The organism is Corynebacterium sp. HMSC058E07 (assembly GCF_001809885.1).
GTDB classification, from domain to species: Bacteria; Actinomycetota; Actinomycetes; order Mycobacteriales; family Mycobacteriaceae; genus Corynebacterium; species Corynebacterium macclintockiae.
The window spans coordinates 1-20,384 of record NZ_KV799273.1 but is presented as its reverse complement, the minus strand read 5'-3'; the positions used below and the strand labels follow the sequence as shown (position 1 = coordinate 20,384).

Here is a 20,384-nt window from a genome sequence, read left to right as displayed (position 1 = left end):
GCAACCGCCCCGGCTGAAAGATTTTGGGGGAAGAGGATGCAGGGGGCGTCAAGAATAAAAATGGGTAAGACACCAGCAACAATGCAGTCGGACCACGAGCTACTCCAGGGCCACAACGAGGGGCAACCCGGCGCGTTTCGGGAGCTGATCGATAGGCACCAGCGGACTCTGTGGTGGGCCCTGCGGCGCGTGAACGTGCCGGAGGCGCACCAGATGGATGTCTACCAAGAAGGTTTGCTGCGTGTGCACCGTTTTGCCGCGCGCTTCAACGGCGATCGCTCAGCCAGCGTGGGCACGTGGATGGCGGTGATTATGCGCAACGCCGCGATCTCTTACATGCAGCGCTATAGCCGCGAAGCGCAGCCGGGGCGCGAGGATTTCAGCGAACGCACTCGCACCCTGCCGGCCGTGGGGATGCGCGAGGAGGCAACGGTCGCGCGGCTGGATGTGCACCGTAGCCTGCGGCAACTTACGCCCGAGATGCGGGACGTGATGGTGCTGACCGAGATCCGAGGGATGAGCGAGGCCGCGGTCGCCGAACAGTTGGGCATTCCAGTGGGCACCGTGAAGTCACGGAAGAACCGAGCCAGGCGAATCATGTGCCAGCATCTCGGCGGGGCAGAGGAATACGGCGTGGCCGTAGCCGGTTAGACTGGGGTGAACTACATCCTCGACCTCAAAGGACAGACATGAACCAACCATTCCTGCAGGCCAGTGGCATTCTCAATAGCAATTCGGAGAATTCTCCCGGTGCGGAGGGCGACCAGGGCAATAGCGAAGCTGGCAAGGTTCACGATGTCATCATCATCGGCTCTGGCCCGGCCGGCTACACCGCTGCCGTCTACGCGGCGCGCGCCGAGCTAAACCCGCTGGTCTTTGAGGGTATCGAATATGGCGGACTGCTGATGCAGACCACCGAGGTAGAGAACTTCCCCGGTTTCCAAAAGGGCATCATGGGCCCGGACCTGATGGAGGAGATGCGGGCCCAGGCAGAGCGCTTCGGCGCTGACCTGCGCCAGGAGGAAGTGGAAAAGGTCGACCTCTCCGGCGAGATCAAGAAGGTGTGGGTTTACGGTGAGGAATACCAGGCCCGGGCAGTGATCCTGGCCACCGGTGCTGCCCCCCGTTATCTGCACGTCCCCGGCGAGCAGGAGATGCTGGGCCGGGGCGTATCCGCCTGTGCGACGTGTGATGGGTTCTTCTTCAAGGAGAAGCAGATCGCCGTCGTCGGTGGTGGCGATTCCGCGATGGAGGAGGCCGACTTCCTAACGAAGTTCGGCGAGACCGTCACCATCATTCATCGTCGCGACGAGTTCCGCGCCTCCAAGATCATGGAGGAGCGCGCCCGTAACAACCCGAAGATCAAGTTCCTGACCAACGCAAAGGTCGTCGAGGTCAAGGGCGACAAGTCCGTGGAGACCCTGGTGGTCGAAGACACGCAGACCGGCGAGCGCAAGGATGTCCCGATGGATGCAATGTTCGTAGCCATCGGCCATGACCCGCGCACTGCCATCTTTGAGGGGCAGGTTGAACTACAGGACAACGGGTATGTGAAGGTCGATGAGCCCTCCACCCGCACCAGCCTGCCCGGCGTATTTGCCGCGGGCGACCTGGTTGACTCTCACTATCAGCAGGCCATCACCGCCGCCGGCTCTGGCTGCCGCGCTGCGCTGGACGCCGAGGCTTACCTCGCCGCCCTGTAGCTGGTCGCGCTGCGCCCATTTGATCACCTTTAGGTAACTTTCGCCGTTCGGTCATAAGATATCTACCTGTTGCAGGGTAACCTCCAACCTAAGGAAAATAGCGCTCTAACCAGGAGGTTTATCTCCATCATGTCCGAGATCCTAAACGTTACCGAGGCAACCTTTAAGTCCGATGTCGTGGAATCCGCGCAGCCGGTTCTTGTCGACTTTTGGGCCGACTGGTGCCGCCCTTGCCTAGCTATGACGCCCATTCTCGACGAACTGGCAGCGGAATTCGATGGCAAGGCGACAATCGCCAAGGTGAACATCGATGACGAGCGCGTGCTGGGCGCCATGTTCCAAGTGATGTCTATCCCCGCCCTTATGGTTTTCAAGGACGGTAAGAAGGTCGCGGAGTTTAGCGGTGCACAGAGTAAGGACACGCTGAAGGCGGCCATCGAGCAGCAGCTGTAGAACACGCTTGACCAGCATCTAAAGCGGATTGGCGCAATTATCCCTAGAATTGCACCTATGGTTGACCCCCGTTGGCGTTAAGGGCGCCAGCGGTTCTGTGTCACCGCAAGACTTTGAAGAATTGGAGTGTTGAACCCAGTGGATCGTTTGTTTCTCCACGCCGGCGACCGTAGCCCGCGCGTCGCTGAGGTCCGTGGCACCTTGGCGCGCCTCGGGCTGCTCGAAGGGTACGAGGGAGACACCACCGGCAGTAAAGCGCAACGCTGGACCAGCGCCGAGGAGTTCTTCGATGACGAGCTGGTCGAGGCGCTGAAAGCTTTTCAGCAGCAGCGTGGCATCATCGCCGACGGAACCATCACTCCGGGCACGCTGCGAGCGCTGCGAGAGGCCTCCTACACGCTGGGGGCCCGTGTGTTGTCGCTGCAGAGCAATCAGTTCGTGGGGGATGACGTCGCGCAGCTGCAGACTCAGCTACACGACCTTGGCTTCTACACCAGCCGCGTGGACGGCCACTTCGGTCCCCGTACACACTCCGCTGTCGTTAACTACCAGCTGAACTACGGGCTGACGAACGACGGAGTTGTGGGTCCAGATACTCTGCGGGCGCTTTCTTACCTCGGTCGTCGGATTACTGGGGGATCCCCACAATCTATTCGTGAGAAGGAACAGATCCGTTCCGCGGGCCCACAGCTCACGGGTAAGCGAGTTGTCATCGACCCCGGCCTTGGCGGTTCGAGCAAGGGATACATCGTTGATGGACCCTACGGTCAAATCTCCGAGGAGGAGATTCTCTGGGATTTGGCTGGTCGCGTAGAGGGTCGCATGATTTCCGCGGGAATGGAAACTATCCTTTCCCGCCCACGATCGGCAAACCCCACTAATCAGGATCGCGCGAATATTGCGAATGCTTTCGGCGCAGACGTGATGATCTCCCTGCGCACTGACATTTATCCGAACGCGAAAGCCAATGGCGCGGCCACCTTCTACTTCGGTTCTTTGACGGGGTACTCGTCCATGGTGGGTGAGAAGCTGTCCGGCTTCATTCAGCGTGAAATCGTCGCCCGAACCCCGCTACAGAACTGCTATAACCACGGCCAAACCTGGGATATTCTGCGGCTAACGAGCATGCCGACCGTCCAGGTTGTACCGGGTTACCTCACCAGCCCAAAGGATGTGCAGATCCTCAGCGATCCTGCGATGCGTGACACCATCGCCGAAGCGATCGTCGTAGCTGTGAAGCGCCTCTACCTGCTGGATAAGGATGTCCACGCGACCGGCACATTCAGCTTTGTGGAGCTGCTACAGGAAGAGCTTCCGCATAAGTAGGTTCCCAACAGGTCTGGAGGCCTGCTTTCCACCGATTACCGTGGATAGGCGCTCTGGACCATTAACCTGGACGTGGTCTTCCTCCGCAAAATCTCCAAAGAGGGAATGCGAGCCGCCGATTTCCAAGCGGTAACGGGGGAACGTGCTGTGATTCCTGACTACCTTGAATCCCTCCGCCTCGAGGATGTCCTCCGAGAGCATCGGGGCGTAATCTAGAACATCCTCATCTGGATCGGGCGTCTCCGTACCTGCTTCCCATCCCCGGTAAGACTCGGGTACGTACTTCAGCGACTCCAAGGCGCTGTACTCTTTGGGAGCCTTTTCTACTGCAGTATCGTCCACGGGATTGCTGGCGCTTAGGTCACGCGCCTCAAACGCGCCCGCGCCCTCCAGCTGGTGCATCAGTTCCTCATCAAGCTCCTCAACCCGCGCAAAGGACTCGATCGCCTTGATTCCGCGACGATGCGCCTCCGTAATTACCGTATCGATGAGCTGATGCTCCAGGTAGAGACCCATATACGGCAGCGCCACGTGAACGGTACTGAGAAGGATCGCGTCTGGCGAGATAGGAGCCGTCGGCAACTTCTCGATTCCCTGCATATATCTAGCGGGTGCAAAGAATACCGTCGCGGCCGGCACTTGGCGCGTACCTGCATCTCCAGTCCCAACAAAAGCGGTGTAGCCACAAATACCCCACTCCATGAGGACCTTCTGCAACCAAATCTGCTTATCGAAACTTGGATCATCGCAACTTTGGTGCCCATTCCCGTATCCCGCCGGAAACTCCCAGAATGTCGAAGTAGAGGCGCTGGCTTCAATGTCCGCGGAGCACTGTGGGGTAATAGCCCGAATGCTTATATCCATAGTGCTCCTTTCTCTTTGTCTTCCTCGGTGAGTTAGTGGTGCTCTTCCTAGAGGGCCGCATCGCGGAACCGTTTACAAGCAGGAAACACCCTGGTCAACGGCGAGTCGTCACGGTGCGTCACCACTGGGCAGGGGAAAAGCTATTAGCGAAGTGGTATACGAGGTCAATGGTTCTGAAGCGGGCTCATCTACGGAAATCCTATAGGGCGGCGCTGTGCTCCGTGGCAAAACGGAGTAGTTCGAAAAAACAGACCCGATGTTTCACGTGAAACATCGGGCTCTTTTGAAGGTTCAGGGGACTCTAGTACTTGTCATCCACTCGACGGTTAATTGCACGGCCCGGGTGCTCCGGATGTTCGTCGGCGTAACCAGCAGCAATTACTAGCGCAATCGAGCGGTCGTCGCGAGCCTCCAAGCCGATTGCTTTCTTAACCCCGTCCTCGTTCCAACCCGTGGTTGGGGAGGTAGAGAGCCCTTGCTCCTGGGCAGCGAGAAGAAGGAAACCCGCCACCAACATCGCATCGCGGATACCGATTTCTCGTAGCTTCGCAGCAGACGCCGAACCATTAAAGCCACGTACCTTCTCCGTTAGTTCAGCACCGAGGATTTCCTCTGCATCCTCGGGTACCACCTCCGAACGGCCGACAACGACGAAGACTACCGGCGCATCGAGGAACTGTTGCTGACCGGAAGCATAGAAGATTGCCTGCTTAACGGCTTGATCACGTACAACGACCAGGTCGCGCATCTGCGCGTTGAATGCACTCGGAGCCTCTAATGCGTTATTTACTATAAGATCCAGAGTTTCATCCGGGATCGGGGCATCTTTGTACTGGCGAGTGGCGCGTCGCTGCGCAATTGCCTCACTTACCGTCAAAGCCATGTTGAGTTATCTCCTCTATTTCTTCTTGACCTTTAGCAGCTCAATGATTCTGTCGAAATCATCGGGCCCGCCAAACTCAACAACGATCTTGCCCTTCTTCTTCCCCATCTGGACAGTTACCTTGGTATCCAAAGCGTCCGAAACCTTATCGACCCAGGTATTAACCTCGTCCGAAAGGGGATTGGAACCACGTTTAGGTGTTCGAGCAGCTGCGGAAGTTTCCTCACCGCGGTTCAAAAGGGTGACAGCTTCCTCCGTCGCACGAACGCTAAGTCCTTCGCTTACGATACGCTGTGCCAATTTCTCCTGCGTGTCAGCTCCAAGCTTCAAACCAAGAAGCGCACGAGCATGGCCGGCGCTCAGCACACCTGCGCCGACCCTGCGCTGAACGGAAACAGGCAGCTGAAGCAAGCGAATCATGTTGGTGATTAGAGGGCGAGAACGACCGATCTTCTTCGCCAGCTGTTCCTGTGTAACACCGAATTCCTCCATCAATTGCTGGTAGGCGGCAGCTTCTTCCAAAGGATTCAGCTGAACTCGGTGGATATTCTCCAGCAATGCATCCCGCAACATTTCATCATCTGCTGTTTCGCGGACGATGGCAGGAATAGCCTCGAACCCAGCGCGGCCGGCCGCACGTAGACGCCTTTCACCCATGATGAGCTCGAAGGTAGATTCCTCATTCGGCGCACGACGCACAACGATAGGTTGCATGAGGCCGAACTCCTTGATGGAGTGAACCAGCTCTTCCAGGGCTTCCTCGTCAAACACTTCACGCGGCTGCTTAGCGTTTGTGCGAATGGCCTTAAGCGGGATCTCTTGATACGAAGCTCCGAAATCCGCGCCGTTTGTTTCACGTGAAACATTCGAGTCAGTACTAGCATTAACGGGTTCGTGTCCGGCGCTCCCGACAGCTGACTCAGTTGCCAGCGAGAATTTCGAATCGGAATCTGAAACGTCACTGTGATGTTTCGCGCCTATACCTGAGGTACCCCTAGAATTTCGGGATGTAACGCTATTTTCCGATTCCGCGGCCGCTTTGACGCTGTCGCGAGAGGGACCTACACCACCAACTGTCGATCGGTTACCGAGAACTATGTCGGCTGCACCATCGCCGAGTGACGGACGAGCCGGCCCCGTAGGAATCAGTGAAGCTAAGCCACGTCCCAAGCCTCCACGGCGCGCATTACCCACCGCACTAGGCGAAGGCATCTGTGGCTTTCGCGTTGTGGTCGGCATTCGGGTGGGACTCAGAGCCTTTTGAGCGTCAGAGGACTTATCAGTCTTTTCTGACGTCTTGCCGCGATTTTTGTTTGTCTTACCCACTATGAGGCACCTCCATCGTGTAGCTCAGGGGCGATTCCAATAGGTGCTGTTTCGGCGCTTGGCAGATAGTCCCCGCGCGCAGCGAACTCCTTAGCCGCGTCGTAGTACGCCAGGGCACCAGGGGCACCACCGTCGTATTGCAGAACCGTCATGTTATAGCTCGGGGCTTCGGAGACCTTCACGTTGCGGGGGATATGATTATCCAGCACGACAGAACCGAAGTGAGTGCGAACGTCATCACTCACATTCTGGGAAAGACGGGTGCGACCGTCGTACATGGTGAGCAGCACGCCGGAGATATGCAGATTCGGGTTCAAGTTCTCGCGGATCATTGCAATGTTGTCGATGAGCTGACTCACGCCTTCTAGTGCGTAATACTCACACTGGATAGGGATGAGGACCTCGTCCACAGCCGCCATGGCATTGATCGTGAGCAGTCCCAGCGACGGCGGACAATCAATAAAGATGTAGTCGAAACCGTGTTCCTCAATCCATTCATCGCTAATGGCTTGTGACAGACGGTACTCGCGACGAACTTCGCTGACCAGGTTGATCTCAGCACCAGCAAGATCGATCGTCGCAGGGACGCAGAAGATATTGTCGTTCTTGTCGTTTGGCTGCATGACTTCATCCACGGTCATCTCCTTGAGCAAAACCTCGTAGGAGGATGGGGTACCCGCATGATGAACCGCGTTAAGCGCCGTCGATGCGTTACCTTGCGGATCCAGGTCGATGACTAGAACCTTCATGCCCAGCAACGACAGTGACCAAGCCAGGTTGACGGTAGAAGTCGTCTTACCTACGCCGCCCTTTTGGTTGGCAATAGTGATCTTCCTGCACTTTTTCGGCTTTGGAAGCTTGTCCCGGTTGGGGTTTTGCAGGCGGGCGGCCTGCTGTGCTGCACGGGCAATCGGTGTATCATCCATGTCGAATTTCGACATCTAAGTCCAATCTTGAGGTCGAAGTGCGATGTTTCACGTGAAACATCGGGGTGTACGTAAAGAATAATGCAGCGGGTCAGTGCCCACAACGAGAGTCAGAGTCACCCCTAACACCCGCGTAAGACCACTCACTTAATGCGCGGAATGATAATGACGTGGGTTGGCTCTGCCACCTTAGACTCACCGACCATCTCGATGGTTCCATTCCCACCGCCGGCCTTTCGAATCTCCCTAGCATCCCGCTCGAGCTCTTCGGCCACAGAACCGCCCTTGAGCGCCTTCATCGAACCACCTACGCGCACGAGGGGAAGCGACCACTTCGCAAGCTTTCCCAGCGGCGCAACTGCACGGGAGGTAACCACATCAGCTCCACCCAGTTGCTTAACGACTGCTGGTTCCTCAGCCCGTCCCCGTAGCACCTCACAGCCAAGTTCTAGTTGGTCATTGATCTCCGCCAAGAAGTTATAGCGACGGAGGAGGGGCTCCAATAGTTGAACATGCAAGTCAGGACGGGCGATTGCCAAAGGAATGCCCGGCAAACCTGCCCCGGAACCCACGTCGATCACTCGAGCGCCATTCTCGATCACTTCTCCAAGCACTGCCGAATTGAGTACGTGGCGCTCCCAAATGCGCGGCACTTCGCGCGGACCGAGGAGACCCCTTTCGATACCGGCAGTGGCTAGGAACTCTGCATATGCTCGCGCTAGTGGAAGACGGTCACCAAAGACTGCCTCAGCAGCTGCTGGCGTTTCACCCAGTTCGGAGCTCTGAAGGTTTACATCATCCTGGTCTGGCATCTAGAAACTCCTCCAATAGCCTCGGAATCAAGCAATGTTTCACGTGAAACATTCGAAACCGTTTCACGTGAAACATCCAACGCTTATTACTCGATCCATTCTATAGGCACCGCAGCGAAACCCCGTACCCAGGAGCTCTCTTCTGGCACCTGCGAACATGGAGGCTCTGGACCGCTGCGGCATCCGAAGAATAACGACGATAGAAGATATAGGTACCGGGGGAGAGGGCGTCAATAAAACAAAAAGACCGCCACCACAACGGTGACGGTCCTTGGAATAGAAGACAGCTATTCGCCTGAGACGGCTAATGCTGCTACTGCTACTTCCGTTTCTTGCCCTTCTTCTTAGGGTTATCCGGGCGGGCACCAACCTTCGGTGCCGAAGTGCGCTTGGACGCGGCGATTGCTTCCTTCTCAGCCTCTTCCTCAGCGTCCATCTTCTTGTACAGGAAGTACTGCTGGAGGTAGGACCAGGTCATGTTAGTGACCATGTATAGCGCCAGACCAACCTGCCAAGCGAAGCCACCCAGCAAGTACAGAACAGGCATGAACCACAGCATCAGCTTCTGCATCATGTCCATCTGCATCTGCATCTGCTGGGCCTTCGGATCGTTCGCCTTAGCCGGGTTCGCCTTACGGCGCTGCGCCGCGCGATCCATCGACATGCGAGCAGAGAAGTGCATCAGAACAGATGCGATAAGCATCATTGGCACGACGACCAGGATGATGTTCGTACGCGTGAAATCAACAGATCCATCGGCGGAGAACGCACGGTAGTTCTGCGGATCCATAGAAATGAAGCCGGAAAGGGGAGTGCCGAAGATACGGGCGTCCAGGAAAGACTGAACCTCGTGCACCCCGAAGAAGTAGTTCGGGGTGTTTCGAGTCTCCTCAACCGACATCCCCAGCTGGCCGATGCCTTCACCAGTGCGGTTGAAGGAACGCAACACGTGGAACAGGCCCAGGAAGATCGGCATCTGGACCAACATCGGCAAGCAGGAAGCCAGTGGGTTTACACCCATCTCCTTCTGCAGCTTGCGCATCTCGATGGCCAGCGTTTGACGATCATTCTTGTACTTGCGTTGCAGCTCCTGCATCTTCGGCTGCATTTCTTGCATCTTGCGGCTGGAACGCAGCTGATTAGCCATCGGCTTCACCAACAGAATACGGATGGTGAACACGAGGAACATGATCGCTAGCGCCCACGTGATACCCGAATCCGGGCTAAGGACGTAGCTGAACAGCTTATGCCAGAACCACAAAACGCCCGACACTGGATAATAAATAAAATCCATGGCGACTCGAGGTTTCTCCTGAACTTGGTCTATTTAGGCCAGCGAGACAGGCATTGCCTGACCCGCAAGCGTAGGGAACGACGAGGCGGGACAGGATCCCAACCTCCCGGATGCCACGGCCCACAGCGGGCCAATCGACCCAACGTAAGCACTGTGCCCTTCACCAGACCATGGCGGCCCAGCGCGATAAGGGCATAGTTGCTACACGTAGGTTCAAAACGGCACGTTGGCCCCATTTTAAGGGGTGACAGATAACTTTGGTAACCAAGGACTGCCCGGCGCGCCAGCCGAGTTCCCCAACCCCCCTGAGATTCAGCTTTAGCGGAGTGCTCGTCGGATGCAGCTTCGCACATCGCCGACCAACTCCTCGTTACTTGCGCGGGCGCTGGCCGGCAGGGCACGGATCACCACGCAGGTGCCCGAGGGGAACTCGATTTCCCCTTCGTCCAGCACCGCACGAAAGGCATTCCGCAGCTTTCGAGATGTATCGTGCCTGGTCACAGCATTTCCCACAGCCTTCGAAACGACCAGCCCCATACGTGGTCCCGCTGTTGAAGCTTCTTGTAGCGGCACCGGCAACTCCTCTGCCCGCGCGCCCCCGCCTGCAAAAACATGAACCACCACAGTGCGACTACCCTTTTTCCGCCCTTTCCGAATCGTCTGCCCGAATAGGGCCGTTGATCGAAGCCGGTGCTGGGGAGCTAGCACTGTGGTGGCTCTTTCTTTATGACGCCTTTACGCCCCCGCCCCTCAAAAGGTTGGGAACAGGGAAGGCGCCGCTGCCTTAATTAGGCGGTCAGGGACTTGCGACCCTTGTTGCGGCGTGCGGAAACGATGGCACGGCCGGCGCGGGTACGCATGCGGGTACGGAAACCGTGTACGCGTGCACGACGACGGTTGTTGGGCTGGAAAGTACGCTTGCCCTTGGCCACGGTACTTCACTCCTTAACGTTTTTAGGCGTAGGCGCACTACAGGCACAACAGCAAACATCCCAGCACATAGATGCCGGGATCATCGCTATGCCAGCGGTACGCCCACGAATTTAAGTGGACAGTTGTACCAACAACATCCGAGAGGACTTTCGTCGGTACCAGAGGCACCCGATAGGCAGCGTGGTGATCCACCGCCATGTATGAGTTGCCATAGACGTCCTAAGGATACGTGGCTTGGTGGAAGTTAGCCAAATTTTCGGGATTCTATCTCTTGTTATGTGGTGCCCACCTCGGGGTTGGGTGGCTCGTACGAGGGAAAATGAGCTGGTCACGCTGGGGTCGAGCACAGGTGTGTAGAGAAGGTTCTCTGGTTCGTCAAATATTTCCATAACTTGTGGAAAACTCCTCCACCCCCAAAGGTTAAACCTTTACTTTACACATGGTTATAGCAGGTCAGACCGCTTTTCTGATTTCAATTAGAGTTATCCACAAGGAGCCTGTACCTTGGGGATAACATGTGGAAAGAAGTTATCCACAGGTGTGCATAACTGTGTGGAAACGCAGGACAGAGGATATTTCCTTCTGTGTACTAGGCAGTGAACAAAACGATCTTCGAGCCCAGGTTCAATCACGCTTTTGTTCGCCACCCGAACACCCCCATATTCTTTTGGATAGCCCAAAAGTTAACTCCTGCTATCCGATAGTGATAACCACGCACGCACAATCACACCCACGACAGAACAACTGAGCCGGAAACCTTATGAGTAATTCGAACTTCTCCATCGAGGAGCACTTCCCCGACATGTGGGATGCAATCATGCACGACTGGCTAGCTGATAGCTCCTCGGAATCCCCCGACCCGGATCTACCAGCGATTTCACCGAAACAGCGTTCGCTGCTGCGCAAGGTTAAACCGGTGGGGCTCATGGGTCGCATTGTTGTTCTGGAGACCCCCAATAGGTGGACCAAGGAATCGATCGAGCAAGACCTCATCGATCCCATCAAACACGTCCTTAAAACCCGGCTGGATCTGTCCGTCAGCCTTGCCATCACCAGCACCAATGGTGATTCTGCGGATAGCGATGCAGAGGAAACTACCCACGGCACTGGTGAAACTGGGCGCGGTACCCACGAAGGGGCGTCCACACCACAATCCGTAGCGACCGCAGAGGACCTTTCGAATACAGAGGTCGAACAACTCGTCACACAGGCCGAGGAAAAGAACAAGACAACCACGGAGGAAGCACAACAGCGCCGCGAGCACGACGCGGATGAGTTGGCGGGACAGTACTCGGCGAGCGAGAACCGAATCGACCCCAACCCTTCGCCCACGCCGCGGCATTGGACACACAAAGAGCAGGCAACTGCGGAGCAAACCTACAGGTCAGCCGCGCGCCACAGTTCGCCGACGCAACCTTCGTCGAACTTCAATGACGGCCTTGATGGCGACTCCCTGCTGAACAAGAACTACACGTTCGACAGTTTCGTCGTCGGCTCCTCCAACAACTTCGCCGCCGCCGCCTGCCGAGCAGTCGCCGAAGCTCCGGCCAAGGCGTATAACCCGCTGTTTATCTGGGGCGAATCCGGATTGGGCAAAACGCACTTGCTGCACGCCATCGGGCACTACGCCAAAGAGCTACAGCCAAACATGCGGGTGCAGTATGTGAGCTCGGAAGAACTGACCAACGACTTCATTAACTCCATTGCGAATGACACCCGCGAATCCTTCAAGCGCCGCTACCGCAACCTGGATATGTTGATCGTCGACGACATCCAGTTCCTGCAGAACAAGGAATCCACGCAGGAGGAGTTCTTCCACACCTTCAACGCATTGCACCAGGCCAACAAGCAGATTGTGCTGAGCTCCGACCGGCCGCCGCGGCAGCTGACCACCCTGGAGGATCGGTTGCGCACCCGCTTCGAGGGCGGGTTGATTACAGATGTTCAGACCCCGGATCTGGAGACGCGCATTGCGATTCTGACGAAGAAGGCGGAATCGGACAATGTGCAGCTTCCGGAAGACGTGAAGGTCCTCATTGCCAGCCGCTATGAGAAATCCATTCGTGAGCTGGACGGTGCTCTTATCCGCGTGACTGCTTATTGCGCCCTGAGCCACGAACCGCTAACCGTGGAGACCGCTGAGATTGCGCTGCGTGACATTTCGCCGGCGGATCAGGACGTGGAGATCGTGCCTCAGCACGTCATCGAGGTTGTGGCGAACTACTTCAACCTCACCACCGACGAACTAGTGGGCAAGGGAAGAGCCAAGAAGTTCGTGCAGGCCCGGCAGATCGCCATGTACCTGTGCCGCGAATTGACGGATCTGTCGCTGCCGAAGCTGGGAAGTTCCTTTGGTGGGCGCGACCACACCACCGTCATGTATGCCGAGCGTCGGGTGCGGGAATCCCTGTCGGAGAACAAGAAGGTGTTCGATCAGGTGCAAGAGCTCACCCAGAAGATCAAGTCTCATGCCCGGGATTAATCCCACAATGTGGCTTTGTACCCCCTAGCCGCTGTTGCTATCCGGGTGTGAGCCCCGAGTTACTAACAGTTATCCCCAGTTTTGCTTAGTTATCCACAGGCAGGCTGGGGATTACTCGTTGTGCCCTGACCTTGGGCGGCACCAGACTCGGGCGAGTTATCCACAATTCCACAAGGTTTTCCACAAGTGTAATTTCAATTTTGTAATTTAGGGGGTAAGGCGAACATGGCTTCGCAGCGAACCGGAAAAGCAGCAAAGGTTAGACACGTCACAAGACGTTCCCTGAACCGTTGGGGAAAACCGCACCTAAACTGGGGATATAGCAGTGGATGACATGTGTACAACCCGCCTGCCTTCCAAGTTATCCACAGGCGAGAAGCGTTATTCACAGCTTGTCCACCGAGACATCAACATCCCGACACGGCCTGCGAACTGCATGGATTAGGCTTTGTGCACAGGATCCACAACACCTACTACGACTGCTATCTCTCTAAATAAAAGGGAATAAACAGAAATAGAGCTTGTGGGTTAATCTTGATCAGACAAACCTCAACATGCGCTTCGCGCGTATGAGCAACGAGAGCAGCCACGAGAGCACGGAAGTTAAATTGAGCATGGATAGCCAGACAGTGAGTTTCATTGTTCCCAAGGATGACTTCGCATCCGCCCTTGGTTGGGTAGCCCGCTCCCTGCCCAGCAAGCCGACCCAGCCCATCCTTCGCGGTGTGATGATCGTTGCGGATGACGATGGATTGGAACTATCCGGATTCGATCGCGAAGTCTCTACCCGCGTACGCATCAATGCAGAGGTCAACGAACCAGGCAAGATTCTCGTCGCCGGCAAGCTGGCCTCCGATATCGTCGGTTCCCTTCCGAACAAGCCGATCAATATCGAGTTCGACGGCACCACCGTGACCCTCAAGACTGGCAAGTCTAAGTTCGAACTTCCTGCCATGACGATCGAGGACTACCCGGTTCTTCCTGAACTCCCGGACGTCACTGGCACCATCGATCCAAACCTGTTTGCAGAATCGATTGCGCAGGTCGCAGTGGCTGCGGGTCGTGACGATACTCTGCCGATGCTCACCGGCGTCCATGTCGAAATCGACGGCGAAAATGTCATTATGGTCGCCACCGATCGCTTCCGTCTGGCAGTCCGCAGCTTCCAGTGGAATCCTGCGCAGGCTGATGCGCAGGCGAAGCTCCTCATCCCGGCCCGTACCTTGGCTGACACAGCGCGTTCCATGGATCCCGCAAACACCGATCCGATCGAGATCGCTGTGGGTACGGGCGAGGACATCGGTGCAGACGGCCTGCTCGGTATCTCAACGGAATCCCGCCACACCACCACCCGCCTGCTCGACGCGGAATTCCCGAAGTTCCGCCCCCTGCTGCCGAAGACCCACACGGCTCTAGCCAGCGTAGAAATCGCCCCACTGCAAGAGGCCATCAAGCGCGTATCCATCGTCGCCGAGCGCAATTCGCAGATCCGCATGGACTTCAAGGACAACACCGTCACCCTGTCCGCGGGCGGTAGCGATGTTGGTTCCGCGACGGAAACCCTGGACTGCGCTTTTGCCGGCGAACCGCTGGTCATCGCCTTCAACCCGAGTTACCTCAAGGAAGGCCTGGTGGCTATCCACACGCCGCGCGTTGTTTTTGGCTTCACCATGGCCTCCCGTCCGGCAATTCTGCTGCCAGATCCGGGTGACCTGCCGGAAGCCGATGCAGAAGGCAACTTCGCTACCCCGGAAACCGACTTCACTTACCTGCTGATGCCGGTTCGCCTTCCGGGCTAAACGACGTTAAACGACGCGTTACCGTTGACTCACCGTGTATGTCTCGAATCTTCGTCTGAGTAATTACAGGTCGTGGGAGGAACTCGACCTGCAACTGAAGCCTGGCATCACGATCTTTTCCGGCCCCAACGGCCACGGTAAAACCAATATTGTCGAGGCCCTCGGATATCTGGCCCACCTCAGCTCCCACCGCGTTAACACTGATGCGGCCCTGGTGCGGCGTGGCGCGGATCTAGCCAACGTATCCGCCACTGCTGTCAACAACGGTCGCGAACTCACTGCTCATCTGGCTATTCGGGCGCGGGGGGCGAACCGTGCGCACATCAATCGGGCAGCCATGAACTCTCCGCGCGAAATCCTTGGCGTGGTTCGTACAACGTTATTCTCCCCGGAAGACCTCGCTTTGATCCGGGGTGAGCCGGAGCAGCGCCGCCATTTCCTGGATACGATCATGATCGCCCGCTACCCGCGCCTAGCTGCGGTGAAAGCGGATTACGACAAGGCCCTACGCCAGCGCAACGCCCTGCTTCGTCAGTCGGCCTTTGCCCTGCGCCTTGTTGTCGGCGCACCGAAGGGGGCTAGCCACAACCTTTCGGAGGAAATCAAAACTGATGCCGAGTCGGCCCTTGCCACCCTCGACGTGTGGGATACGCAATTGGCCGCGCTCGGCGCGCAGATCATGTCAGCCCGTGTGCAGATCGTCCATGATCTGGCTCCTCATCTGCAGCAGACCTACCAGTCGTTGGCCCCGCAGTCGCGTCCGGCGCACATGGCTTACACCTCTACCATTGATACGGAACTGGCTGAGCTGGGCATTTACCTTGGCACCAGCGAACCCGACCAGCCAACGGCATTGCTCAGCCCCGAGATCGCTGAGGCCACGCTCTTGCAGGCCTTCGCCGCTAAGCGCTCCCAGGAGGTCGAACGCGGAACTACGCTGCTCGGCCCCCACCGCGATGATCTGAAATTGATGCTCGGTCAGCAACCCGCCAAGGGTTATGCCTCCCACGGCGAGTCCTGGTCTTTCGCCCTGTCGCTGCGCCTCGCTGCCTTCTTTATGCAGCGCGGGGACGGGGTTGAGCCCGTCGTTATCCTCGACGATGTCTTCGCGGAGCTTGATTCTTCACGACGCCACCACCTCATCGACCTCATCTCCAGCGCCGAGCAAGTCCTCATCACGGCTGCGGTGGACGAAGACATCCCAGAGGCACTGCGGGATGCGGCGAAGATTTACACTATTGACGAGCTCAAGGCTTCTGCCACCGACGACACGGGAGCTATTGAGGTTGAGGATGTCGCGGCGCGTAGCGTGAAGGGTGGCGAGAACGATGGCGATTGATCCGGTAGCCCAGGCCCTCGCTGCTATGAAGAAGGCTGGTGGTTCCCCGCAGGCCGAGTTGCCGACGGTGGCGTCACCAAGAAAAGACAAGAAGAAAACACCTGGTAGAGCCACCAGATACAAGACACGTTTGGATGGGCGCCTTGACCGCAGCTATCGCGATCCGAAGCGTTTCGGTGCGCTAATCGGGCGGGAGATCAAGCGCCAGGGCTGGCAGCAGCGCGTCAGTGTCGCCCGGATCATGAACGCCTGGCCGGAGCTGGTGGGCGACAAGATTGCTGAACACACCCGGCCGGTGCGCTACGAGGAAGAGGCGCAGATTCTGGTGGTGGAGTGCGATTCCACTCCGTGGACTACGCAACTGCGGTACATGCAGACCGTGATTCTGCAGGCCATCGCCAAGCGTGCCGGGGAGGACGTGGTGGCGCAGTTGCGGATCGAGGGACCGAACATCCGGCGACCGAAGTATGGCAAGCTCCGCGTGAAGGGTCGTGGCCCACGGGATGACTTCGGATAAAGATTTCCAGCGCATGGATCGGCCCAAACGGCCTGTCCAATGGCGCCTTTAGGGCTCCGACGCGGTAGAATGGGGTGGTTATTTAGGCGCGCGAGAAAAGGAGTTTGACCCACCGTGGCTGAACCACAGAAGCAAAGCAACTACGGCGCGAGCTCGATTACGATCCTGGAAGGCCTGGAGGCTGTCCGCAAGCGTCCGGGTATGTACATCGGATCCACCGGTGAGCGCGGCCTGCACCACCTGGTGTGGGAAGTTGTGGACAACTCGGTTGATGAGGCTATGGCGGGCTACGCCAAGGAGGTCAGCGTTACGCTGCTGGCCGACGGTGGCGTGCAGGTTGTCGATGACGGTCGTGGCATCCCGGTGGAGGATCACCCGACTGGCCCGCCGACCGTGCAGGTTGTCATGACGCAGCTGCACGCCGGCGGTAAGTTCGACTCGGACTCCTACGCAGTATCCGGTGGTCTGCACGGTGTGGGTATTTCGGTAGTTAACGCCCTGTCCACCCGCATGGAAACTGAGATTAAGCGCGATGGGTACCTGTGGCGTCAAAACTTCGAGATGGCGGTGCCCGAGGAGCTGCAGCAGGTCAAGAAGGCCCGCGGAACCGGCACGACACAGCGTTTTTGGCCGGACCCAGAGATCTTTGAGACCGTCGAGTTTAACTTCGACACGGTGGCAAAGCGCCTGCAAGAGATGGCTTTCCTGAACAAGGGTCTGACCATCAAGCTGATCGATGAGCGCGAGCACCTCGAGGACGACGAGGAGCTGGAGAGCGCAGCCGAGGATGCGGCAGCTCCGAAGTCCGCAGAGGAAAAGGCCGCCGAAGCGGAGAAGAAGAAGGGCCCGCGCACGCGCGTATTCCACTACCCGGAGGGCCTTAAGGATTACGTCGCCTACATCAACCGCAAGCGCACCGCGATCCACCCGACCATCGTCTCCTTCGACGTGGCTGAGGAAGATCACGAGGTAGAGGTCGCACTGCAGTGGAACAGTGGCTTTAGCCAGTCCGTTCACACCTTTGCGAACACCATCAATACCTTCGAAGGTGGCACGCACGAGGAAGGCTTCCGTGCGGCGCTGACCTCCCTGATGAACCGCTACGCCCGCGACCACAAGCTGTTGAAGGCCAAGGATCCAAAGCTCAGCGGCGATGACGTGCGTGAGGGCCTGGCGGCCGTCATTTCCGTGCGCGTCGGTGATCCGCAGTTCGAGGGTCAGACGAAGACCAAGCTCGGAAACACCGAGATCAAGGGCTTCGTGCAAAGGGCAGTGAATGAACACCTGGCGGATTGGCTGGATGCCAACCCGGCCGAGGCGAAGGCCATCGTCGAAAAGGCAGTGGCCTCCGCGCACGCACGCGATGCTGCCCGAAAGGCGCGCGACATGGTGCGCCGCAAATCGGCCTCCGACATCGGTGGCCTGCCGGGTAAGTTGGCGGACTGCCGTTCCCGCGACCCGAAGCTCAGCGAACTGTACATCGTGGAGGGTGACTCCGCAGGTGGCTCCGCAAAGTCCGGTCGCGATTCCATGTACCAGGCCATCCTGCCGCTGCGTGGCAAGATCCTGAACGTCGAGAAGGCGCGCATGGATAAGGTGCTGAAGAATAACGAGGTTCAGGCAATCATTACTGCCCTGGGCACCGGCATCCACGACGAGTTTGACATTAAGAAGCTGCGTTACCACAAGATCGTGCTAATGGCCGATGCTGATGTTGACGGCCAGCACATCGCAACGCTGCTGCTCACCCTGCTGTTCCGCTTCATGCGCCCCCTGGTGGAGGAGGGCTACGTCTACTTGGCCCAGCCGCCGCTGTACAAGCTGAAGTGGGCGAAGGGCGAACCGGGCTTCGCCTTCAGCGACCGCGAGCGCGACCAGCAGCTGGAAGAGGGCCTGGCGCAGGGCCGCAAGATCAACAAGGACGACGGTATCCAGCGCTACAAGGGTCTGGGCGAGATGAACGCCAAGGAGCTGTGGGAGACCACCATGGATCCGACGGTGCGCACCCTGCGCCGCGTGGACCTGGAGGATGCGGCCGCCGCCGATGAGATCTTCAGCGTCCTCATGGGCGACGACGTTGTGGCCCGCCGCAGCTTCATCACCAAGAACGCCCGCGACGTTCGCTTCCTTGATGTTTAATCAAGTGTTGTGAGCGATTCGAAACACCAAGCGAAAACCACTCGAACTCCGCAGCGCCGCGAGCCTGCCTTGCTGCCGGTCACGATGGCGGATGGCACCACCTCGCAGGTGCGCCTGTTTCTGCCCGGTGCGCCGAAGGTCGGGGAGGAAGGTAGTGACGCCACCGCCTCCGGCCACGCCGCAATGCCAGCACATAGCCCAGCGGATGCTGCGTGGGATCGCGCGCGACCGGTGATTGTGGTCTGGCCCGGCTTTGGAATGGGTGCCCGCTATTATGACCCCATTGCCTGGGAGTTGGCCGACCGCGGATATCCGGTGATTACCGGCGAATTGCGTGGCCAGGGTTCGTCCACGGCGCGAGCCAGCCGAAAGCACAAGTGGGGTTACCACCATCTGGCTTCTGGGGATTATCCGCGAACGATTCGGGCGGCGAAGGAGGCGCTGGGCGTCAATAAAAATCACCCCACGTTAATGCTGTGCCATTCGATGGGCGGACAGATCGGCTCGCTATTTCTTGCCCGGCCCGAAGCCGAGGAGCTGGGCATTCGCGGAATGATGGGCGTGGGTTCCGGCACGCCTTATTACAAAGGCTTTAAGGGGAAGCAGCGCATGCGGCTGCAATGGGGTACTTACCAGATCATGCTGAATATCCTGCTGTTCGGCTATCAGCCTGCCGGTGCGTTGGATTTGGCGGGGTATGGCCGGCAATCGGGGGTACAACTTCGGGAGTGGTTCCGCTACGGGCAGTCGAACCGGCTGCATAAGCTGCGGGATCAGGACATGGACTACGAAGAGGCGAAGAAGTCCGTGCGTTTGCCGGTGCTGTTTACGCGTTGTGCCAATGATGAGGATTGTCCCTTGGCTTCGGCGCAGCACTTGGCGGACGAGCTTCCGGCGGCGCAGGTGAAGGTGGAGGAGCTGGATTCGCAGCTAGGCCACAACCGGTGGGCGCGGGAGCCGAAGCTGGTTTCCGATCGGCTGGAGGAATTCTGGCGAGAGATCGCCAAGTAGCCAGGGTGGCGGCTAAAGAACGCAAATACCCGCGCCCCTTCGGGTTGTGAAGGGGCGCGGGTTAGTGCTTAAGCGAACGTTGTCGCTGGTGCCTTGAGAAGCGTGCCTTATGCTTCGCGGCGAGCGAACATCATCCAAGCGCCGGCGATCATGGAGATCAGAGCCAGGCCAGCCAGGATGGAGATCTCCGGCTTAACGCCGGTGTTAGCCAGCTGAACCTTGCGCTCTGCCGGAGCCTCAGCCTTCGGAGCTGCGGGCATAGCCTCGCCCTTTGCCTCAGCGGCAGGTGCCTCAGGCATAGCCTCGCCCTTAGCGTCAGCCTTCTCGCCGCCCTTTGCGTCAGCCTTCGGAGCCTCAGCCTTGGCATCGTCCTTCTTCTTGTCGTCCTTCTTCTCTTCAGACTTAGCCTTATCCTCAGCCTTGTCGCCGGAGTTACCCAGGACTGCACCCAGAACGCCCAGGGCAGTGATGCCACCTGCAACGCCGGCAGCGATCTTCTTCTGCTTTTCGGTCAGCTCGACTTCCTTCTTGCCCTTGTCCTTGTCCGGTGCCGGGGTGGTGGTGGACGGTGCCGGGG

At 58.0% G+C, this 20,384-nt stretch carries 19 protein-coding genes and 1 pseudogene; 10 read left to right on the top strand and 10 right to left on the bottom strand.

The window, feature by feature from the left end; genetic code table 11:
• Positions 1-60: 60 nt before the first annotated feature.
• The 4 genes from HMPREF2678_RS04760 to HMPREF2678_RS04745 all read left to right on the top strand — a co-directional run bounded on the left by HMPREF2678_RS04760 (position 61) and on the right by HMPREF2678_RS04745 (position 3,482).
• Positions 61-651 carry an RNA polymerase sigma factor gene (locus HMPREF2678_RS04760; protein ID WP_034966769.1) on the top strand — a complete coding sequence of 197 codons (591 nt, stop codon included), beginning with the start codon at positions 61-63 and terminating at the stop codon, positions 649-651.
• A 38-nt stretch (positions 652-689) separates the two neighbouring features.
• A complete protein-coding gene (gene trxB / locus HMPREF2678_RS04755; protein WP_034981360.1) occupies positions 690-1,703 on the top strand; it encodes a thioredoxin-disulfide reductase in 1,014 nt (337 codons plus the stop codon).
• Between the two features lie 129 nt (positions 1,704-1,832).
• Positions 1,833-2,156 carry a thioredoxin gene (gene trxA / locus HMPREF2678_RS04750; protein ID WP_034975054.1) on the top strand — a complete coding sequence of 108 codons (324 nt, stop codon included), beginning with the start codon at positions 1,833-1,835 and terminating at the stop codon, positions 2,154-2,156.
• 138 nt (positions 2,157-2,294) lie between these two features.
• Positions 2,295-3,482: an N-acetylmuramoyl-L-alanine amidase gene (locus HMPREF2678_RS04745; RefSeq protein WP_034972684.1), complete on the top strand. Its 1,188-nt coding sequence runs from the start codon at positions 2,295-2,297 to the stop codon at positions 3,480-3,482.
• On the opposite strand, the gene HMPREF2678_RS04740 is transcribed toward HMPREF2678_RS04745, so the two are convergent.
• The 9 genes from HMPREF2678_RS04740 to rpmH all read right to left on the bottom strand — a co-directional run bounded on the left by HMPREF2678_RS04740 (position 3,456) and on the right by rpmH (position 10,519).
• Positions 3,456-4,346 carry a hypothetical protein gene (locus HMPREF2678_RS04740; protein ID WP_051891385.1) on the bottom strand — a complete coding sequence of 297 codons (891 nt, stop codon included), beginning with the start codon at positions 4,344-4,346 and terminating at the stop codon, positions 3,456-3,458. The genes HMPREF2678_RS04745 and HMPREF2678_RS04740 overlap by 27 nt on opposite strands.
• Before the next feature lie 301 nt (positions 4,347-4,647).
• Complete coding sequence (locus HMPREF2678_RS04735; RefSeq protein ID WP_070551137.1) at positions 4,648-5,229, bottom strand: nitroreductase family protein; 582 nt, start codon at positions 5,227-5,229, stop codon at positions 4,648-4,650.
• A 15-nt stretch (positions 5,230-5,244) separates the two neighbouring features.
• Positions 5,245-6,468 carry a ParB/RepB/Spo0J family partition protein gene (locus HMPREF2678_RS04730; protein ID WP_371325834.1) on the bottom strand — a complete coding sequence of 408 codons (1,224 nt, stop codon included), beginning with the start codon at positions 6,466-6,468 and terminating at the stop codon, positions 5,245-5,247.
• Positions 6,469-6,554: 86 nt separating this feature from the next.
• Positions 6,555-7,496 carry a ParA family protein gene (locus tag HMPREF2678_RS04725; protein ID WP_034981369.1) on the bottom strand — a complete coding sequence of 314 codons (942 nt, stop codon included), beginning with the start codon at positions 7,494-7,496 and terminating at the stop codon, positions 6,555-6,557.
• 128 nt (positions 7,497-7,624) lie between these two features.
• Entirely contained in the window at positions 7,625-8,293 is a 669-nt protein-coding gene (gene rsmG, locus HMPREF2678_RS04720) for a 16S rRNA (guanine(527)-N(7))-methyltransferase RsmG (protein WP_034981372.1), read from the bottom strand.
• A gap of 319 nt (positions 8,294-8,612) precedes the next feature.
• A complete protein-coding gene (gene yidC, locus HMPREF2678_RS04715) occupies positions 8,613-9,587 on the bottom strand; it encodes a membrane protein insertase YidC (protein WP_034966598.1) in 975 nt (324 codons plus the stop codon).
• Positions 9,588-9,616: 29 nt separating this feature from the next.
• Complete coding sequence (gene yidD, locus HMPREF2678_RS10030) at positions 9,617-9,874, bottom strand: membrane protein insertion efficiency factor YidD (protein ID WP_210382701.1); 258 nt, start codon at positions 9,872-9,874, stop codon at positions 9,617-9,619.
• Positions 9,875-9,905: 31 nt separating this feature from the next.
• Entirely contained in the window at positions 9,906-10,295 is a 390-nt protein-coding gene (gene rnpA, locus HMPREF2678_RS04710) for a ribonuclease P protein component (protein WP_070551132.1), read from the bottom strand.
• An 80-nt stretch (positions 10,296-10,375) separates the two neighbouring features.
• Positions 10,376-10,519, bottom strand: coding sequence for a 50S ribosomal protein L34 (gene rpmH, locus HMPREF2678_RS04705; protein ID WP_005292556.1), 144 nt, complete (start codon positions 10,517-10,519; stop codon positions 10,376-10,378).
• Between the two features lie 761 nt (positions 10,520-11,280).
• Between rpmH and dnaA the strand changes: the two genes are divergently transcribed.
• The 6 genes from dnaA to HMPREF2678_RS04675 all read left to right on the top strand — a co-directional run bounded on the left by dnaA (position 11,281) and on the right by HMPREF2678_RS04675 (position 19,807).
• Positions 11,281-13,002 carry a chromosomal replication initiator protein DnaA gene (gene dnaA / locus HMPREF2678_RS04700; protein ID WP_043011790.1) on the top strand — a complete coding sequence of 574 codons (1,722 nt, stop codon included), beginning with the start codon at positions 11,281-11,283 and terminating at the stop codon, positions 13,000-13,002.
• A 614-nt stretch (positions 13,003-13,616) separates the two neighbouring features.
• Entirely contained in the window at positions 13,617-14,801 is a 1,185-nt protein-coding gene (dnaN, locus tag HMPREF2678_RS04695; protein ID WP_070551192.1) for a DNA polymerase III subunit beta, read from the top strand.
• A gap of 34 nt (positions 14,802-14,835) precedes the next feature.
• Positions 14,836-16,140, top strand: coding sequence for a DNA replication/repair protein RecF (gene recF, locus HMPREF2678_RS04690; RefSeq protein WP_043011792.1), 1,305 nt, complete (start codon positions 14,836-14,838; stop codon positions 16,138-16,140).
• Positions 16,130-16,657 carry a DciA family protein gene (locus tag HMPREF2678_RS04685; RefSeq protein WP_043011793.1) on the top strand — a complete coding sequence of 176 codons (528 nt, stop codon included), beginning with the start codon at positions 16,130-16,132 and terminating at the stop codon, positions 16,655-16,657. The genes recF and HMPREF2678_RS04685 overlap by 11 nt, the downstream gene beginning before the upstream one ends.
• A gap of 114 nt (positions 16,658-16,771) precedes the next feature.
• Entirely contained in the window at positions 16,772-18,796 is a 2,025-nt protein-coding gene (gene gyrB, locus HMPREF2678_RS04680; protein ID WP_034981377.1) for a DNA topoisomerase (ATP-hydrolyzing) subunit B, read from the top strand.
• Between the two features lie 9 nt (positions 18,797-18,805).
• On the top strand, positions 18,806-19,807 hold the full coding sequence (locus tag HMPREF2678_RS04675; protein WP_246817886.1) for an alpha/beta fold hydrolase: 1,002 nt from the start codon (positions 18,806-18,808) through the stop codon (positions 19,805-19,807).
• 107 nt (positions 19,808-19,914) lie between these two features.
• Here HMPREF2678_RS04675 and HMPREF2678_RS10350 read toward each other — a convergent pair.
• Positions 19,915-20,384 (bottom strand): annotated as a pseudogene (locus HMPREF2678_RS10350) (hypothetical protein); the annotation flags it as partial.

What these genes read in the sequence shown, in the direction of transcription:
- trxB (WP_034981360.1), top strand. Translation starts at nt 690, where the DNA reads ATGAACCAACCATTCCTGCAGGCCAGTGGCATTCTCAATAGCAATTCG.
- HMPREF2678_RS04760 (WP_034966769.1), top strand. Translation starts at nt 61, where the DNA reads ATGGGTAAGACACCAGCAACAATGCAGTCGGACCACGAGCTACTCCAG.
- dnaN (WP_070551192.1), top strand. Translation starts at nt 13,617, where the DNA reads ATGGATAGCCAGACAGTGAGTTTCATTGTTCCCAAGGATGACTTCGCA.
- dnaA (WP_043011790.1), top strand. Translation starts at nt 11,281, where the DNA reads ATGAGTAATTCGAACTTCTCCATCGAGGAGCACTTCCCCGACATGTGG.
- yidC (WP_034966598.1), bottom strand. Translation starts at nt 9,587, where the DNA reads ATGGATTTTATTTATTATCCAGTGTCGGGCGTTTTGTGGTTCTGGCAT.
- trxA (WP_034975054.1), top strand. Translation starts at nt 1,833, where the DNA reads ATGTCCGAGATCCTAAACGTTACCGAGGCAACCTTTAAGTCCGATGTC.
- rsmG (WP_034981372.1), bottom strand. Translation starts at nt 8,293, where the DNA reads ATGCCAGACCAGGATGATGTAAACCTTCAGAGCTCCGAACTGGGTGAA.
- HMPREF2678_RS04735 (WP_070551137.1), bottom strand. Translation starts at nt 5,229, where the DNA reads ATGGCTTTGACGGTAAGTGAGGCAATTGCGCAGCGACGCGCCACTCGC.
- HMPREF2678_RS04725 (WP_034981369.1), bottom strand. Translation starts at nt 7,496, where the DNA reads ATGTCGAAATTCGACATGGATGATACACCGATTGCCCGTGCAGCACAG.
- HMPREF2678_RS04730 (WP_371325834.1), bottom strand. Translation starts at nt 6,468, where the DNA reads ATGCCGACCACAACGCGAAAGCCACAGATGCCTTCGCCTAGTGCGGTG.
- HMPREF2678_RS04740 (WP_051891385.1), bottom strand. Translation starts at nt 4,346, where the DNA reads ATGGATATAAGCATTCGGGCTATTACCCCACAGTGCTCCGCGGACATT.
- HMPREF2678_RS04685 (WP_043011793.1), top strand. Translation starts at nt 16,130, where the DNA reads ATGGCGATTGATCCGGTAGCCCAGGCCCTCGCTGCTATGAAGAAGGCT.